The sequence below is a fragment of the Niveispirillum sp. FG148 genome (genome assembly GCF_057809655.1).
Genome location: NZ_JBMDKJ010000021.1, coordinates 93945 through 110896, shown reverse-complemented (window position 1 = coordinate 110896; position 16952 = coordinate 93945). Strand labels below are relative to the sequence as shown.

Sequence of the window (16952 nt, the reverse complement as noted above, 5' to 3'; positions counted from 1 at the left end):
CCATAGATAACCATCTGATATTAAAGGAATGTCGCACTTCAAAATAGAACCCACCGGCGGCAATCCGCTACGGTGATAAGTTACATTATGGAAATTATAACAGCATCTGCCGGCACCGTTCACTCCCGTGTGGCAAGCTGTGGTGGCAGATAGATGCTGAGATAGGACACCACAGCCAGGATGGCCTCATCCAGCGCTTCCTGTGTCACCTGATCGTGGTCGGCCACCGACAGGGAGAAAAAGACGTCGGCGATCAACAGCGCCTTGAAGAACAGCTCACGCGAGTCGGCCAGTTCCGGCAGCAGGAACTGCTTCTTCACGGCCATCCACAAGGCGGTGCCAAAGCGGAAATCTTCCTTGCAGGCCGCACTCTTGATGTCCGGTGGCGTGTGGGGACCCAGCATCAGCTTGCGGGCGGCCGGGTCCTTGTTGAAGGCCGACTGGTGGTGGATCAGGGACGCCTTGATCAGTTCCTGCCAACTGGAGACGCGCGGCAGGTCCAGATCCTCCGACGCCTGCTGGGTGGCGATCATCCGCGCCAGTTCACGCCACAGCTCCATGATGTCGCCGAAAAAATGGTAGGCCGAAGACAAGGGTATCCCCGCAGCCTCCGCAACGGCCGCCATTCCCACCTGATCCAGCGGTAGCTCGCCCAGCACTTGCCGTGCAGCGGCCAGCAGCTCCGCCCTCCTCGCCCGCCCCCGCGCCTGGGTCGCCCGGCTGCTCGAAGCCCGTGGGGTACCGACCGCACCTGCCATATTCGTCCTCAATCGAATTCAAACTTCTGACGACCGTTCTTTCGGCTCATCTTTCCCGCTTGACAACAGAAAAAGCAAACCCCAGAATTCGAAAAAATTCGAATTAGGGGGGCCAAATGAGGAAACTAATGGCGCTCCCGGCCGCTTTTGCGCTGTGCACCTCCGTGCACGCGCAAAATCTTGGCCCGGGAAATTCGGAAGGGGAAGGGTTAATTGAAATCATCGTGACAGCGCAGAAGCGAGCGCAGGGATTGCAGGAGGTTCCGGCGTCGGTCACGGCCTTGGGAGAGGACGCGCTGGCATCCATCGGTCGACAGGATGTCACGGCCCTTGCGGGGCAGATTCCCTCGCTTCAGGTCAACCAGTACAGCCCGACGATCACGATCTTCAACCTGCGCGGCGTCAGCCAGAACGACTTCGCCGACAGCCAGGAAGCGCCGATCGCCTTTTATTCCGATGAAGTCTACATTTCCGCTCTGGGTGCCATCAGTGGGCAGACCTTCGACCTTGAACGGGTGGAAGTGCTGCGCGGGCCGCAGGGCACCTTGTTCGGCCGCAACGCGACCGGCGGCCTGATCCAGATTGTTTCCGCCAAACCCACCGACCGTTTCGAAGGGTTTCTGACAACGACCGTCGGCAGCTACAGCCAGATCGCCACCGAAGGCGCCGTCAGTGGTCCTTTGAGCGACCGGGTCCGGGGGCGCCTTGCCTTCACGACCAACCATCACAAGGGCTATATCGAAAACCGCATCGGGGCGGACCTGGGAAACTCGAAATTCTACGGGATCAGACCCCAGCTGGCGGTCGATGTCGGCGAGGATGGCGAGCTGACCTTGAAGGTTCAGCATCTGCGCAACGATCATGAGCGCAGCGGCGGCCTTTACTCCCACGTCGCCGCCCATCCCGACGCGAACGGGCTGGGCGTGGCGGTGGGCGCCACCGAGGATTATTACGGCACGGGCCCCGGCGCCGATCCGTTCGGGTACCGCGAACCGGACAGCGATCCCTTCACGGCCTCCAACGACCGTATCGGCGCTTTCGACCGCAAGCTGTCCAGCGCCACGGCGCGCTATACCCAGAAGGTGGGGGAGATCGACCTGACCTCCGTCACCGATTACCAGGAACTGCGCAAATCCTACGGCGAAGATACCGACATGTCGCCTGACGGGATCTTCAATTTCGATACGCATCAGAAGCTGAAGCAGTTCTCCCAGGAACTGCGTCTGGCCCAGGATACGGATCGTTATAACTGGCTGGCCGGCGCCTATTTCCTGTCGATCCGGTCGGACAATGCCTATGCCATCACCTCCCCGCTGAGCATTCTGCCGCAGCAGAATTATGGCGGGCGGCTGAAGACGGAGAACTGGTCCGGGTTCGGGCAGTTCGAATATAACCTGACCGACACCGTCTCCGCCGTGGTCGGTGGGCGCTATTCAAGCGACGTGAAGACTTATGATTTCGCCCATAAGACGGACGGGATCGGCGATTTCACCTTCAATCAGACGACCAACCCCGCGCTCGCCCGCCGTACCTTCCATGACTGGTCGGGCCGGCTGGAACTGAACTACAAGCCCACCAAGGACACGCTGTTCTATGGCGGGGTCAATCGCGGCACCAAGAGCGGCGGGTTCGGCACACAGGCCTTCACGCCGATCGACCCCAACACCATCCCGTTCGGCAGCGAGAAGCTGACCAGTTACGAGATGGGAGCCAAGCTGACGCTGGACCGCACCACCAAGTTCAACACGGCAATCTTCCATTACGATTACAAGGATTATCAGGCCTTCTCCATCGTGGCGCTGTCCCAGTTCATCCGCAACAATCCGGCCCGCGTGACGGGGGCGGAATTCGAACTGGTCAAACAGCCCGTCAAGGGCCTGACCTTGCAACTGTTCGGCACCTATCTCGACACCAAGGTGAAGGATATCGTGCTGCCATCGGGTGCCGTCGCCGACCGGGAACTGCCCCAGGCGCCCGAACTCAGCCTTGGCTGGATGGTGCGTTATGAATTCGCGCTGGGCAGCGGCAGCCTGGCCCTGCAGACGGACTGGAAATACGACAGCGCGCAGTTCTTTTCGACCTTCAATGCCCCGATCGATCATGAAGGTGCCCGTGCGGTCGGCAATGCCCGCATCGCCTACATGTTCGATGACGGGACCGAAGCAGCGGTCTTCGCCAACAATATCCTGGACCGCCGCTACCGTATCTACAACCTTGACCTGTCCAGTGCCCTTGGCATCTCCAACCAGGCCTATGCAAGGCCGCGATGGCTGGGCGCCAGCCTGACTGTCCGTTTCGATTAGGGTCGACAGCACCAGAATTCGACGTGCCGACGATCATTGACCCCTTAGCAAGGACCCGAGCATGCGAATTTCCAAGGCAATGTCCATTTCCGCCATCGCAATCCTTGGAATGACGGGTGCGGCCAGTGCACAGGACGCCGCCGCCGGCGCCCGGCTGTTCGCGGCAAAGTGCCAGGCCTGCCATCAGGTGGACCCGGCCAAGGGGTCGGGCATGGGCCCTAATCTGGCGGGCGTGGTCGGACGGAAGTCCGCCACCCTGCCGGGATATAATTATTCGCCCGCCATGAAGGGGGCCAATCTGGTCTGGGACAATGCCAGCCTGGATATCTACCTGAAAGCGCCGCAGACCGCCGTCAAGGGCAACCGGATGACATTCGCCGGCATCGCCGACGCCCCGCAGCGGGCCGACCTGATCGCCTTCCTGGCCACAAAGAACTAGCCTCTGACCGGAGGATTCCGCTATGTCCCGCCTTCCCCTGATCGCCCTCTGCGCAGCCCTGGCCCTGGCAGGACCTGCCCGTGCCGAATTGCAGGCCGAACAATTGTCGGTCGAAGCACTGCCGGAAAAACTGCCGCCCCATTGGGTATGGGTCAATGACGTCGCCTTTTTCAACATGGCCGACGGCAGGGCCTATCTGATCGACGCGGATACCGGCCGCTTTGCCGGAATGGTCAGCGGCGGCTATGGTCATGGCACGCTGGGCCTGGACCCGCGCGGCAACCGGTTCGTCGTGCCCGCCACCTTCTATTCGCGGGGATCGCGCGGGGATCGCACCGACGTGCTGACCCTTTACGATACGAAGAACCTGGCGCCGGGGACGGAAATCGTCATCCCGCCCAAGAAGTTCAGCGGCATCCCCTTTGTCGGCAATTCCACCCTGACCGACGATGGCCGTTTCGCCCTGATCTATAATTTCACCCCCGAACAGTCGGTGACGGTGGCGAACCTGGACAAGGCTGCGGTGGTGGGGGAATACCCGACGCCGGGCTGCGGCCTGATCTACCCGGTCGGCCCCCGCCGTTTCATGATGCAATGTGGCGATGGGTCCATGCAGCTGGCATCCATGGATGCCGACGGCAAGGTGACGCTGGGGGGCGTGTCCAAGCCGCTCTGGACCCAGGAGGATCTGGCGACGGAAAAGGCCGTGCGCGTGGGCGACAGCCGCTGGATGTTCTTCACCTATAACAGCCAGGTGATCATCGTCGATGGCGCCGGCAAGGAACCGAAGGTCGTCGACCAATGGTCGCTGGTCGGGGCCAATTCCGACGGCTGGCGCGTGGGCGGCCTGCAGCCCAGTGCCTACCACAGCACACAGGGCCGGCTTTACGTGCTGATGCATCAGGGTGGGCCGGAAACACGCAAGGACCCCGGCAAGCAGGTCTGGGTCTTCGACCTGAAGACCCGTAAGAAGATCCAGCAGATCGACCTGGAGGCGGCCGCCACCTCCATCGCCGTCAGCCAGGATGCCAAGCCGCTGCTCTATGCGGTCGAGTTTGGGGTCCCTGCCCTCGCCATCTATGACGCGGCCAGCGGCAAGAAGCTGCGCGCGGTCGACCAGTTGGGCCAGACCCTGACCGTCATCCAGCCCGCCCCCGTCCAACCCGCCAGCATGGGAAGGTAGCCGATGCCCGTCGATCCGGTCTTTCCCCTGGTGATCAAGGCGGGCATGGCACTGCTGTTCGCCTTCGCTGCCTGGCATAAGCTGCGCGACTGGCCGCGTATCGCTGCGGTCATCAGCGGATATCGCCTGTTTCCGCGCGCAGCCAGCCGTCCCGTGGCCGCCATTCTGGCGGTGCTGGAACTGGCCACTGCGGTGGGGGTCCTGCTGTCGCCGGTCGCCCTCTGGCTGGCGGCCGGGCTGCTGGCCGCCTATGCCGCCGGCATCGGATTCAACATTCTGCGCGGCAATGACCGGATCGACTGCGGCTGCATCGGTTTCGCCGCACCACGGCCGCGGCTGCGCTGGGCCATGGTCATCCGCAACGCGGTCCTGGCCGGGCTGGCGCTGCTGGCGGCATTCCAGCCGGTCACGGACCGGTCCCTGGTCTGGATCGATTATCTGAGCCTGCTGGCCGTGCTGCCGGGTGCCGCCCTGCTCTATGCCGCGTTCGAAACCGCCATTTCCCTGCCCTCCCGCGGAGCTGCGTCATGATGGAAGCCCTCTATGTCGCCCTTGTCCTGCAATGGGTCATCATCCTGGCCCTGGCGGCGGCCGTCGTGGCGCTGTTCCGGCAGGTCGGCATGCTGCATGAACGGCTGGGCCCTGTCGGCGCCCTGGTTCTGCCGGGCGGACCCAAGGCCGGTGCCAAGGCCCCGCATTTCGCCCTGCGCGCCATTGACGGCCGCCAGGTGGTGATCGGCCAGGAAGGCGGGGCCAAATCCACGCTGCTGTTCTTCCTGTCGCCCACCTGCCCCGTCTGCAAGACCCTGATCCCCATCATCAAGCGGGTCGCAGCAGACGAACGCAGCCGGCTGGACGTCGTCCTGGCCAGCGACGGGGACGAGGCTGCACAGCAGCTGATGATCCGGCAGCACAAGCTGGAGGAATTCCCCCTGGTCCTGTCGACGGAACTGGGCATGGCCTATGGCGTATCCAAGCTGCCGCACGCGGCCCTGATCGGGCCCGACGGCAAGCTGGCCGCCACCGGCCTGGTGAATAACCGCGAACATCTGGAAAGCCTGCTGACGGCCCAGGATCTGGGCGTCGCGTCCTTGCAGGAATTCGTGACCAAGACCGCGCAGGACCGCGCGAAGATTGAAAGCGTTGGGAGGTAAGACCGTGACGAGACTGGATCGCATCACAGAAATTCTCGCCCGGCAGGCCGCAAAGTCGATTTCCAGGCGCAGTATCCTGGGCCGCATCGGCGCGCTTGCCTCCGCCGCCAGCCTGCCGGCGCTGCCCGTGGCAAGGGCCGCGGCCCAGGGAGCCAAGGCGCCGCCCGGGGAAACCGGCGACCCGGCGTCGTGCGATTACTGGCGCTATTGCGCCATCGACGGGTTCCTTTGTTCCTGCTGCGGCGGGTCGGTGTCGTCCTGCCCGCCGGGGACGGAACCATCACCCATCACCTGGGTTGGCACCTGCCGCAACCCGGCCGATGGCAAGGACTATGTCATCTCCTACAATGATTGCTGCGGCAAGGCGGCCTGCGGACGCTGCATCTGCAATCGCAATGAAGGCGACACGCCCGTCTATCAGCCGCAGGGCGCCAACGACATCAACTGGTGCCTGGGGACGCAGGCCGGCATCGTCTATAACTGCTCGACGGCGGTCGTGCTGGGCGCGGCGGGCTGATGCGATGCGACGGGCACTCACCATCGCCTGTCTTGCCGCCGCGCTGACCCTGCCGATGGCGACAGCCCAGCCGCCATCGCGCAGTCCGCGCATCAATTACATGACCAATTGCCAGGGCTGCCACCTGCCGGGGGGCGAGGGCATGTATGGCAAGGTGCCGCCGATGCGCGGCCACCTGGCCAATTTCCTGACGGTTCCGGGCGGGCGCGAATTTCTGATCCGCGTGCCCGGCGTGGCCAATTCGACCCTGAATGACGATGACCTGACGGCCCTGATGAACTGGCTGGTCCCGACCATGGGACCGGACGTGCCGGACGGGTTCGCGCCTTACACCACCGATGAAATCAACCGGCTGCGCCATATGCGTCTGCAGGACGTGAATAGCGTGCGCGCCGCCCTGATCGAGCAGATGTCCGCCGACCGTCGCGCCGCGATGCTCGGTGCGGCAACCCGCTGACAACAAGATCTCACCATAGGGAGAGAGCCTGCCATGAATGGCAATTTCGCTCTGACCATTGACGGCCATCCGATGGCCGGAAGCGGCACCTACGATGTCCGCGATCCGGCCACAGATGCCGTTGTCGCCGCGGCACCCGCCGCCTCTATCGACCAGCTGGACGCGGCCGTGGCGGCCGCACGCAAGGCCTTTCCCGCCTGGGCCGCCCGGTCGGCAGCCGACCGCAAGGCCGCCATATCCAGGATGGCGGACATCATCGAGGCCAACGCCACGGAGCTGGCGGAACTGATCACCCGCGAACAGGGCAAGCCGCTGGCCGGCCTTGGTTCCCAATGGGAAATCGGCGGTGCCATCGCCTGGACCCGGCATACGGCCAGCCTGGACTTGCCCGCGGAGATCATCCAGGACGATGCCGGCGGAAGGGTGACCCTGCATCGCAAGCCCCTCGGCGTCGTCGGCTCGATCACGCCCTGGAACTTCCCGGTGATGATCGCCATCTGGCACATGATGCCGGCGATCCTGGCCGGCAATACATTGGTCCTGAAGCCCTCCCCCTACACGCCGCTGGCCACGCTGCGCCTGGGTCAATTGCTGCAGGAGGCGTTGCCGCCCGGCGTGCTGAACGTCGTGTCGGGTCTGGACACGATCGGCCAGGCCATGGCCGACCATAAGGGCATCGACAAGATCGTCTTCACCGGTTCGACCGCCACGGGCCGCAAGGTCATGGCCAGCAGCGCCGCCAACCTGAAGCGGCTGACCCTGGAACTGGGCGGCAATGATGCCGGCATCGTGCTGCCCGATGCCGACCTGGATGCCCATATCGACAAGCTGTTCTGGGGCATCTTTATCAATAACGGTCAGACCTGCGCGGCGCTGAAGCGGCTTTATGTCCATGACAGCCTGTATGACGCCGTCTGTGACCGGCTGGTCGCCTATGCCGGGAACATTGTCACCGGCAACGGGCTGGACGCCGGCAGCCATCTGGGGCCCGTGCAGAACCGCATGCAGTTCGAACGGGTGAAGCAGTTGGTCGAACGGGCAAAGCAGGAAGGGGCCCGCGTTCTGTGCGGCGGTGAACCCGCCGAGGGGCCCGGCCTGTTCTATCCCGTGACCATCCTGGCCGATGCAAGCGACGGCATGGCCATCGTGGATGAGGAACAATTCGGCCCCGCCGTGCCCATCATCCGCTTCACCGATATCGAGGATGTCATCGCCAGGGCCAATGCCAGCGAAAGCGGCCTGGGCGGTTCCATCTGGTCGCAGGATCTGGAAAAGGCGCGGGCCCTGGCGGCCCGGCTGGAATGCGGCAGCGTCTGGATCAACAATCACGGCGCCATCCGGCCCGATGCCCCGTTCGGCGGCGTCAAGCAGTCCGGTATCGGCCTGGAATTCGCCAGCCTGGGTCTGGCCGAATTCACCTGCGTGCAGGTGATCCACTCATGATCGCGACGCTGCACCCCATTGAGCGGGCGTCCGTGGATGAATTGCGGGCGCTGCAACTGGACCGGCTCCGCTGGTCGCTGAACCATGCCTATAAAGGCAACCCGCGTTACCGGGCCAAGTTCGATGCGGCCGGCGTTCATCCCGACGACCTGCGGTCGCTGGATGATCTGGCAAAGTTCCCCTTCACAACCAAGACCGACCTGCGCGACGCCTATCCGTTCGATTTCTTCGCCGTGCCGCAGGACAAGGTGGCGCGCATCCACGCTTCCTCCGGCACAACGGGCAAGCCGGTCGTCGTCGGCTATACCAAGAACGATCTGGAAACCTGGGCGCAGCTGGTGGCACGGTCGATCCATGCCGCCGGCGGCCGCAGCGGCATGAAGGTCCACATCGCCTATGGCTATGGCCTGTTCACCGGTGGCCTGGGTGCCCATGGCGGGGCGGAGGCATTGGGTTGCACCGTCATCCCCATGAGCGGGGGGCAGACGGAAAAGCAGATCCAGCTGATCGCCGACTTCCGGCCCGACATCATCATGGTCACGCCCACATATCTGCTGGCGATGATCGACGAATATCACAAGCGCGGCCTGGACCCGGCCCAGACGTCGCTGAAGATCGGCATCTTCGGCGCCGAACCCTGGACCGAGGCCATGCGGCGGGAGATTGAAGGCGCGTTCGCCATCACCGCCACCGATATCTATGGCCTGTCGGAGGTGATGGGGCCGGGCGTCGCGCAGGAATGCGGCATCGCCAAGGACGGCCCCACCATCTGGGAGGATCATTTCTATCCGGAGATCATCGATCCGGAGACGGGCGCCGTGCTGCCCGACGGGTCGGAAGGGGAACTGGTCTTCACCTCGCTCAGCAAGGAGGCGATGCCGGTCATCCGCTATCGCACCCGCGACCTGACCCGGCTGCTGCCCGGCACGTCACGGCCGATGCGGCGCATGGCCAAGATCACGGGACGCAGCGACGACATGCTGATCATCCGCGGCGTCAATGTCTTCCCCAGCCAGATTGAGGAAATCCTCCTCACCTGCCCTGCCCTGTCGCCGCATTACCTGATCGAGCTGACCCGCCCCGGCCGCATGGATGTGGTGGCGGTGGAAGTGGAGGTGCGGCCCGGCACATCGGCGGAGGGCCAGGCCAGCGCCACCCGCGACTTCGCCCACAAGATCAAGTCCCTGATCGGGATCAGCGTGAATGTCGTGGTCCGGCCGCCGGGCACCCTGGCGCGATCGGAAGGAAAGGCCCGGCGGGTTGTCGACCGCCGCGTCACCACGGTTAACTGATCATGGGGCGGCATCGATGACACGACCGATCATCCCGGCCGGCAGGCCGGAGGACAGGCACGATCCAGGAACCCACGCCGGGTGAAAGGGAGGGAGCAGTGAGCGCCTTGGCCATCGATCCCCGCAGCACAATCGGCAAGATCGAGCATCGATTGGGCAGCATCTTCATCAATCTCACGGAGCGGGAGCGGGCTGTCTGCGCCCGATCCATGGTCGGGATGACGGCCGAGGCCATCGCACTCGACCTCGGCATCTCGTCGGCATCGGTGCTCACCTACCGCCGGCGCGCTTACGAACGCTACCACTTCACGCACAGCAACCAGTTCTTTCTGGGGATGATATGATGGGGATGCCATCTGGGGTGCGGACGCTCCTGCTGGGATTGCTGCTTTCCACCTGCCTGCCTCCCGTGGAGGCAGGGGGCAAGGAGAGGGGTCCGGCCGATCTGCTGATCATGGGCGGGCAGATCAAGACCCCGTCGGGCTGGGCCGAAGCCATGGCCGTCCATGACGGCGTGATCCGCTTCATCGGCAAGGAGAGTGAGGCAAGGCGTCTGGCCGGTCCGGCGGCGACGCTGGTCGATGTGCATGGCGGCACGGTGCTGCCCGGTCTGGTGGATTCCCATGTGCATCCGCTGTTCGCCGGCCTGGCCGCCACCGCCTGCCGGCTGCCGACCGGTGCGGGTGCGGCCGAGGTTCAGGCGGCGGTGCGGGATTGCGTGGCCAAGCGGGCGCCGGGCGACTGGATCAAGGGCGGCAGCTGGGTGGCGGCCAGCTTCATCCAAGGTCAACAGACCCGCGCCCTGCTGGACGCTGTCGCCCCCGACAATCCTGTCGTCCTGGATGACGAGGCGCTGCACAGCGTCTGGGTCAACTCATTGGCGCTGCGGCTGGCCGGGATCGACCGTACCACGCCGGACCCGGTGGGCGGGATCATCGAACGCGATGCCGCCGGCGAACCGACCGGGCTGCTGCGGGAAAATGCGACCACCCTGGTCGAACGCGCCCTGCCGCCCGACAGCCTGGCCGCCCGGCGCAATGCGATCAAATGGGCGGCGGACCTGATGCTGTCCCAGGGCATCACCGCCTTCACCGTGGCCTCCATCCGCGATGCCGATATCGAACCCTTCGCGCAGTTGACGCGGGAAGGGGCGGTGAAGCAGCGCATCCGGGGCTGCATCGTCTGGGACGCCCTGCCGGGCGTGCAGCACGAGATGGGCGAACGCCTGATCGCGGCACGGGCCGACTACACCACTGACCGGTTCAAGCCCGACTGCGTGAAAATCTTCATGGATGGCGTGCCGACCGAAAGCCATACGGGCGCCATGCTGCATGCCTATGCCGACCATGGCCCACAGGACAGCCGCCCGGAGAAGGGCATCCTGATGATGGCGTCGGCCGACCTGAACCCGGCCGTCGCCCGGTTCGACAAGATGGGCCTGTCGGTGAAGTTCCATGCGGCCGGCGATGCGGCCGTGCGTGCCGCCATCGACGCCATCGCCTTCGCTCGGCAGGCCAACGGCACGGGCGGGCCCGTGCATGCCGTCGGCCACAGCACCTTTGTCGATCCAGCCGATATTCCCCGCGTCGGGCCCATCAACGCGGCCTGGGAATTCTCCCCCTATATCTGGTACCCGACGCCCATCGCGTCGGTCGACATCGCCAAGGCGGTGGGGGCGGAGCGCATGCAACGCTGGATGCCGCTGGCCGACGCGCTGAAGACCGGGGCGCTGGTAGTGACCGGTTCGGACTGGCCGGTGATCCCGTCTGTCAATCCGTGGCTGGCGCTGGAAACCCTGGTGACGCGCGAACGCCCGGGCGGCAGCCCGGAAAAGCTGGCACCCGGCCAAGCCATCAGCCGGGAGCAGGCCTTCACGCTTTTCACGGCCAATGGTGCCCGGCTGATGGGGCTGGGCGATCAGGTCGGCGCCTTGAAAACGGGAATGGCTGCCGATTTTATAGTCATACAGGACAATCCTTACTCAGTGTCGATCCACCATCTTCATGAAACGCGGGTGATGATGACCTTTATCGGCGGAGAAAAACTCTACCCGCAACCGCAGTAGAGACTGTCATCAGTACTGGGGACAGAGCCACCTGTTCAATCCTGTTACTATCGATCCTTGATCGATAACCGCCCGGAACCGGGCCATACAAGGAGGCTAAAGGGAACCCATGCGACATCAGAATCGCTTCGCACTGCTGGCTATCAGCCCGCTGGCATTGTTGGTCTCAACCCATGCCGCGCTGGCGCAATCCAACAACGAGACGGTGGAACTGGACGAGATCATCGTCACGGCAACAAGGCAGAGCCAGAGCATCATCAAGGTGCCCGTCAGCGTGAGCGCCCTGTCGAGCGAGGCGATGGACAGCCGGGGCATCCGCGACTTTTCCGACATCGTCCGCCAGACGCCGGGCATCACCATCGAACGCAGCAACACCACCTCCAACATCTCCGTCCGTGGTGTGAATTCCGCCGTGGGTGCCGCCACCACCGGCATCTATATCGATGACGTGCCGATCCAGATCCGCCAGTTGGGCTATGGCGGCGGCAATGCCTATCCGGTAGTGTTCGATCTTGAACGCGTGGAAGTGCTGCGCGGGCCGCAGGGTACGCTGTTCGGCGCCGGCTCCATGGGCGGTACCGTGCGTTTCATCACCCAGCAGCCCTCCTTCTCCGGCCTGAAGGTCTATAGCCGCGGCGAGCTTTCCAGCACCCAGCATGGGGCCGCCAATGGCGAGTTGGGCCTGTCGCTGACCGGTCCGGTCGTGGACGACAAGCTGGCCCTGGCGGCCAGCGCCTATTACCGCCGTGACGGTGGCTTCGTCGACCGCATCAGTTCCTTCACCGGCAAGGTGGTGGATGAAAATGCGAACCGCACCGACAGCTATGTCGGCCGTCTGGCCGCCACCTGGCAGGCCAGCGACAAGATCAAGGTCACGCCGTCCTTCTACTACCAGGACGTCAAGACCAACGACAGCCCGGAGACCTGGGAGAAATACTCCAACTACGATGACAGCGTCTTCCGCAACGCCAATCAGGTGCGGGAGTCGGGCCGCGACAAATTCTATCTGCCGGCCGTCAATGTCAGCGTCGATTTTGATGGTGTCGACCTGATCGCCGTCGGTTCCTATTACGACCGCCGCCAGGAATTCGTGCAGGATTACACCACCTTCGACCAGACCCTGTTCACGGGCGTGAACCACCTGCCCTACCTGCCCGAACAGCAGGCGCCGTCGAACTTCGTGGTGGCGCAGAAGAACTGGACCGGGGAGGTCCGGCTGCAATCCAACGAGCCGACGGGCCATTGGCAATGGGTGGTTGGCGGCTTCTACGCCCATGCCGAACAGACCTCCATCCAGCAGGTCGTCGACCCCTATCTGCCCGTCTATCTGTTTGGGCAGAGCAAGCCGGTGCCGGGCTATTCCGTCTATGACCAGAACGCCGTTTCCACCGACGAGCAGGTGGCGGCCTTCGGTCAGCTGACCTACAACATCACCGATCAGTTGTCGGCCATCGCCGGCCTGCGCTACAGCCACACCATCTTCAAGATCCAGGACATCGCCCAGGGCTTCGTCGTGGGGCCGCTGGTGGATGACCGGGGCCGGCAGAGCGAGAACCCGATCACGCCCAAGGTCGGCCTGAATTATCAGGCGACGCCGGATACGCTGCTCTACGCGTCGGCGTCGCGCGGGTTCCGTGTCGGCGGCTACAACCCGCAGGTGGGCACGCAGTGCGGGGCGGAACTGACCTCCATCGGCTATCCCAACGGACGCCCCACCAACTATGATTCAGACTCCGTCTGGAGCAAGGAAGTGGGCGTGAAAAGCCGCTTCGCCGGCCTGGGCAGCATCCAGGCCAGCGTCTACCAGATCGACTGGAAGAACATCCAGCAGGCGGTGGGGCTGAATTCCTGTGGCTTCCAGTTCACCTCCAACCTGGGCAAGGCGCGCAGCCGCGGCTTTGACGTACAGGTGGAAGTGCGGCCCGTCGATGGCCTGTCCTTGCAGGCGGAACTGGGCTACACCGACGCCCAGTTCCTGGAAACCGTGCGCGGCGGCCCCACGGCCACGGCCCCCTTCGTCAGCAAGGGCGACCGCGTTCAGGGTTCGCCCTGGACCGTGTCCCTGCACGGCCAGTACGATTTCGACGTCACAGGCACGCTGCCGGCCTATGTCCGCACGGATTTCGATTACCGGTCCAAGCAGACCAAGCTGCCGCCCTTCCTGAACCCCGCCAATGGTGCCATCGATACGGACCTGACCCTGCCGCCGGCCGTCAGTGTCTGGTCGGCCCGCATCGGCGCACGGCCGGGGGATTTTGACGTGTCCATCTTCGTCAACAACATCCTGGACAAGACGACCTGGACGCGGCGTGAGCGCGCGTCCAACCCGAACGAGTTCTTCCGGCGGGAAGTCATCCGTCCCCGCACCTTCGGGGTCACGGTCGGCTATCGCTACTGATCAACCCGGTTCACGGGTGGGGGGCGGCCATAATGCCCCCCACCGTTTTTCCTTTATCGACTGCCGTTCCCAAGATCTTTGCAAAGGACCCGCGCCATGGCGAAAAATCGAAAATCGGCTTCGGCCTTCCTGGCCCCGTTTGTTGCGGCCCTTGCCCTGGCAGCCGCCGGCCCGGTTGCGGCGGCCGATTTCCTGTTCGTCAATGGCAAGATCTATACGCCCGACGGCTGGCGCACGACCATGCAGGTCAAGGACGGCCATATCGCGCGCATCGGCGGTGACGCGGACGCGACGCAATGGCGGACAGGCGGCGGACAGGTGATCGACCTGGGCGGCAAGACCATCCTGCCCGGCCTCTATGACATGCATGTGCATCCCGTGCTTCAGGCCAAGGGTGAGGAAGGCCGATGCCGGGTGCCGCAGGATGCGGATGCGGCCAAGTTGCTGGCCCTGGTTGCCGACTGTGTGAAGGCCGCCAAGCCCGGCGAATGGGTCACCGGCGGACAATGGCAGGCATCGCTGATGCAGGGCACACCGATCACGGCGGAGACGCTGGACCGGATTTCGCCCGACAATCCGCTGATGCTGTTCGATGTCAGCGGCCACAGCGTCTGGGCCAATTCGCTGGCGCTGAAGACAGCCGGCATCACCGACAGCACCGCCAATCCCGAAGGCGGCATCATCGAGCGGGATGAGAAGGGCAAGCCGACCGGCATCCTGCGCGAGACCGCCGGCCGGCTGGTCACCGCCAAGATCCCGCCGCAGACCAAGGAACAGACAGCCGCGAACCTGCGCCACCATCTGGACATGCTGTCCGGCTTCGGCGTCGTCGGCTATATCGAGGCCATGGCCTATCGCGACGATCTGGAGGTCTACGCCACCCTGGCTGATCAGGGCATCCTGAAGCAGCGGGTGCAGGCCTGCATCGCCTTCTCCGAAGCAGGCCGGGCGAATGCCGCCTTTGATGAGACGCTGGCGACGCGCGGCCACTATACCCGCGCCACCTTCAACGCCAATTGCGTGAAGGTGTTCGCCGATGGCGTTCCGACGGAAAGCCACACGGCGGCCATGCTGCACCCGTACCATGCCGGTCAGCCCAACGCCCCGGCCACGGGCCTGCTGCTGTTCGATCCGGCACAGATGGCCAAGCTGGTCACAGCCTGGGACAAGCAGGGCGTCACCGTCATGTTCCACGCGGCCGGCGACCGGTCGGTGCGCGAAGGATTGGACGCCATCGCGGCGGCGCGCAAGGCCAACGGCATGAAGGGGCCGATCCACCAGATCGGGCATTCCACCTTCATCGACGTGGCGGACATGCCGCGCTTCAAGAAGCTGAAGACCGCAGCCGAATTCTCCCCCTATCTCTGGGACCCGCAGCCCATCAATGACGACATCACCTCGGCCGTCGGCACGCCGCGCATCGATCGCGTCTGGCCCATCCGGGAAGCCTTCGCAGCCGACGCGCTGGTAATCGCCGGGTCCGACTGGGCCGTGGTGCCCAGCCCCAATCCCTGGATCGGCATTGAAACGGCGGTCACCCGCCGCAATCCCGGCGGCAGCGAGCGCAGCTTCGGTCTGGGCGAGGCCATCACCCTGAAGCAGGCGGTCGAGATGTTCTCCATCAATGCCGCCAAGCGCATGGGGATCGAGGCACAGGCCGGGTCGCTGACGGCCGGCAAATGGGCGGATTTCCTGGTGCTGGACCGCAACCCCTTCGACATGCCGGTGACCCAGATCCACACGATCCAGCCCGTTGAGACCTGGATCGCCGGCGCCAAGGTCTTCACCCGGGCCGATGCGCCCGCCACGGCAAAGTGAGCGAGGCAAGCAATGATGTCGCAAACCGCCCTTTTTCAGAATGAACGCTGCTTCTGGCACTCCACGGGCGTCCAGGCGCTCTATATCCCGCTGGACACCTGGGTCCAGCCGCCGACGGGTTCGTACGGTGCCGACACGCCGGACAGCAAGCGCCGCCTGCTGAACCTGGCCCATGCATCCGGGCTGGTCGACGCGCTGGCCCTGCCCAAGGCGCCGCCGGCCAGCCGGGAAGACCTGCTGCGCATCCATCCCGCCGACTATCTGGACCGGTTCAAGGCGGCCAGCGATGCCGGCGGCGGCGACCTGGGCCAATTGGCCCCCTTCAGCAAGGGCGGGTTTGAGATCGCCTGCATCTCTGCGGGCCTGGGCATCGAGGCGGTGGACGCCGTCGTCACCGGCCGGTTCAAGAACGCCTATGCGCTCTGCCGGCCGGCGGGGCACCATTGCCTGCCCGACATGCCCATGGGTTTCTGCCTGCTGTGCAACATCCCCATCGCCATCGAGGCGGCGCGGGCGCGGCATGGGGTCGGGCGGGTCGCGGTGCTGGACTGGGACGTCCACCATGGCAACGGTACCCAGCATGTCTATTACGACCGCGGCGACACGCTGACCATTTCCATCCACCAGGATCGCTGCTTCCCGCCGGGTTACAGCGGGGCGGAGGATCGCGGGGCGGGTGATGGCCTAGGCGCCAATATCAACATCCCGCTGCCGGCCGGGTCAGGGCACGACACCTATTTGCGCGCCATGCAAAGCATCGTTTTGCCGGCCCTGGCTGCGTTCAAGCCGGAACTGATCATCGTCGCCAGCGGCCTGGATGCCAACGCCGTTGATCCCCTGGCCCGCATGCTGCTGCACAGCGATACCTACCGCGAACTGACGCGGTTGATCATGGCTGCAGCGGACGAGCTGTGCGACGGCCGGCTGGTGGTGATCCATGAGGGCGGCTATTCCGAAGCCTACGTACCCTTCTGCGGTCACGCGATGCTGGAGACATTGGCCGGCGTCCGCACGGCGGTGGAGGACCCGGAACTGGAGATGTTCACGCTCTGGCAACCGGCCCCCCGCACACAGGCATTCCAGGACCAATGGGTTGACGATCTGGCCAAGGACTTTCTGAAATGA

15 protein-coding genes are annotated in these 16952 nt (G+C 64.5%); 14 read left to right on the top strand and 1 reads right to left on the bottom strand.

Annotation, left to right across the window (positions count from 1 at the left end):
- Positions 1–119: 119 nt before the first annotated feature.
- Positions 120–758 carry a TetR/AcrR family transcriptional regulator gene (locus ACODTW_RS19935; protein WP_488947825.1) on the bottom strand — a complete coding sequence of 213 codons (639 nt, stop codon included), beginning with the start codon at positions 756–758 and terminating at the stop codon, positions 120–122.
- Positions 759–982: 224 nt separating this feature from the next.
- On the opposite strand from ACODTW_RS19935, the gene ACODTW_RS19930 reads away from it, so the two are divergent.
- From ACODTW_RS19930 to ACODTW_RS19865, 14 genes are all read left to right on the top strand, one after another.
- Positions 983–3061, top strand: coding sequence for a TonB-dependent receptor (locus ACODTW_RS19930; protein ID WP_488947824.1), 2079 nt, complete (start codon positions 983–985; stop codon positions 3059–3061).
- 61 nt (positions 3062–3122) lie between these two features.
- Positions 3123–3500: a c-type cytochrome gene (locus tag ACODTW_RS19925; RefSeq protein ID WP_488947823.1), complete on the top strand. Its 378-nt coding sequence runs from the start codon at positions 3123–3125 to the stop codon at positions 3498–3500.
- A 22-nt stretch (positions 3501–3522) separates the two neighbouring features.
- Positions 3523–4683: an amine dehydrogenase large subunit gene (locus ACODTW_RS19920; RefSeq protein WP_488947822.1), complete on the top strand. Its 1161-nt coding sequence runs from the start codon at positions 3523–3525 to the stop codon at positions 4681–4683.
- A gap of 3 nt (positions 4684–4686) precedes the next feature.
- A complete protein-coding gene (locus ACODTW_RS19915; protein ID WP_488947821.1) occupies positions 4687–5214 on the top strand; it encodes a MauE/DoxX family redox-associated membrane protein in 528 nt (175 codons plus the stop codon).
- Positions 5211–5837, top strand: coding sequence for a redoxin family protein (locus tag ACODTW_RS19910; RefSeq protein ID WP_488947820.1), 627 nt, complete (start codon positions 5211–5213; stop codon positions 5835–5837). The genes ACODTW_RS19915 and ACODTW_RS19910 overlap by 4 nt, the downstream gene beginning before the upstream one ends.
- A 4-nt stretch (positions 5838–5841) precedes the next feature.
- Entirely contained in the window at positions 5842–6354 is a 513-nt protein-coding gene (locus tag ACODTW_RS19905; RefSeq protein WP_488947819.1) for a methylamine dehydrogenase light chain, read from the top strand.
- Between the two features lie 4 nt (positions 6355–6358).
- Positions 6359–6811 (top strand): c-type cytochrome, encoded by a 453-nt coding sequence (locus tag ACODTW_RS19900; protein ID WP_488947818.1) that lies wholly within the window; start codon positions 6359–6361, stop codon positions 6809–6811.
- A 33-nt stretch (positions 6812–6844) separates the two neighbouring features.
- Positions 6845–8254, top strand: coding sequence for an aldehyde dehydrogenase family protein (locus tag ACODTW_RS19895; protein ID WP_488947817.1), 1410 nt, complete (start codon positions 6845–6847; stop codon positions 8252–8254).
- Entirely contained in the window at positions 8251–9546 is a 1296-nt protein-coding gene (gene paaK / locus ACODTW_RS19890; RefSeq protein ID WP_488947816.1) for a phenylacetate--CoA ligase PaaK, read from the top strand. Before ACODTW_RS19895 ends, paaK begins: the two co-directional genes overlap by 4 nt.
- Positions 9547–9653: 107 nt before the next feature.
- Positions 9654–9890: a LuxR C-terminal-related transcriptional regulator gene (locus tag ACODTW_RS19885; RefSeq protein WP_488947815.1), complete on the top strand. Its 237-nt coding sequence runs from the start codon at positions 9654–9656 to the stop codon at positions 9888–9890.
- Between the two features lie 17 nt (positions 9891–9907).
- Positions 9908–11611: an amidohydrolase gene (locus ACODTW_RS19880; protein ID WP_488947814.1), complete on the top strand. Its 1704-nt coding sequence runs from the start codon at positions 9908–9910 to the stop codon at positions 11609–11611.
- Between the two features lie 109 nt (positions 11612–11720).
- Positions 11721–14009, top strand: coding sequence for a TonB-dependent receptor (locus ACODTW_RS19875; protein WP_488947813.1), 2289 nt, complete (start codon positions 11721–11723; stop codon positions 14007–14009).
- A gap of 96 nt (positions 14010–14105) precedes the next feature.
- Positions 14106–15827 (top strand): amidohydrolase, encoded by a 1722-nt coding sequence (locus tag ACODTW_RS19870; protein WP_488947812.1) that lies wholly within the window; start codon positions 14106–14108, stop codon positions 15825–15827.
- Between the two features lie 12 nt (positions 15828–15839).
- Positions 15840–16952, top strand: a complete 1113-nt coding sequence (locus ACODTW_RS19865) for a class II histone deacetylase (RefSeq protein ID WP_488947811.1) — start codon at positions 15840–15842, stop codon at positions 16950–16952.

Coding starts and splice junctions, on each gene's coding strand:
- ACODTW_RS19935 (WP_488947825.1), bottom strand. CDS start 758: ATGGCAGGTGCGGTCGGTACCCCACGGGCTTCGAGCAGCCGGGCGACC.
- ACODTW_RS19925 (WP_488947823.1), top strand. CDS start 3,123: ATGCGAATTTCCAAGGCAATGTCCATTTCCGCCATCGCAATCCTTGGA.
- ACODTW_RS19920 (WP_488947822.1), top strand. CDS start 3,523: ATGTCCCGCCTTCCCCTGATCGCCCTCTGCGCAGCCCTGGCCCTGGCA.
- ACODTW_RS19915 (WP_488947821.1), top strand. CDS start 4,687: ATGCCCGTCGATCCGGTCTTTCCCCTGGTGATCAAGGCGGGCATGGCA.
- ACODTW_RS19910 (WP_488947820.1), top strand. CDS start 5,211: ATGATGGAAGCCCTCTATGTCGCCCTTGTCCTGCAATGGGTCATCATC.
- ACODTW_RS19900 (WP_488947818.1), top strand. CDS start 6,359: ATGCGACGGGCACTCACCATCGCCTGTCTTGCCGCCGCGCTGACCCTG.
- ACODTW_RS19895 (WP_488947817.1), top strand. CDS start 6,845: ATGAATGGCAATTTCGCTCTGACCATTGACGGCCATCCGATGGCCGGA.
- paaK (WP_488947816.1), top strand. CDS start 8,251: ATGATCGCGACGCTGCACCCCATTGAGCGGGCGTCCGTGGATGAATTG.
- ACODTW_RS19875 (WP_488947813.1), top strand. CDS start 11,721: ATGCGACATCAGAATCGCTTCGCACTGCTGGCTATCAGCCCGCTGGCA.
- ACODTW_RS19870 (WP_488947812.1), top strand. CDS start 14,106: ATGGCGAAAAATCGAAAATCGGCTTCGGCCTTCCTGGCCCCGTTTGTT.
- ACODTW_RS19865 (WP_488947811.1), top strand. CDS start 15,840: ATGATGTCGCAAACCGCCCTTTTTCAGAATGAACGCTGCTTCTGGCAC.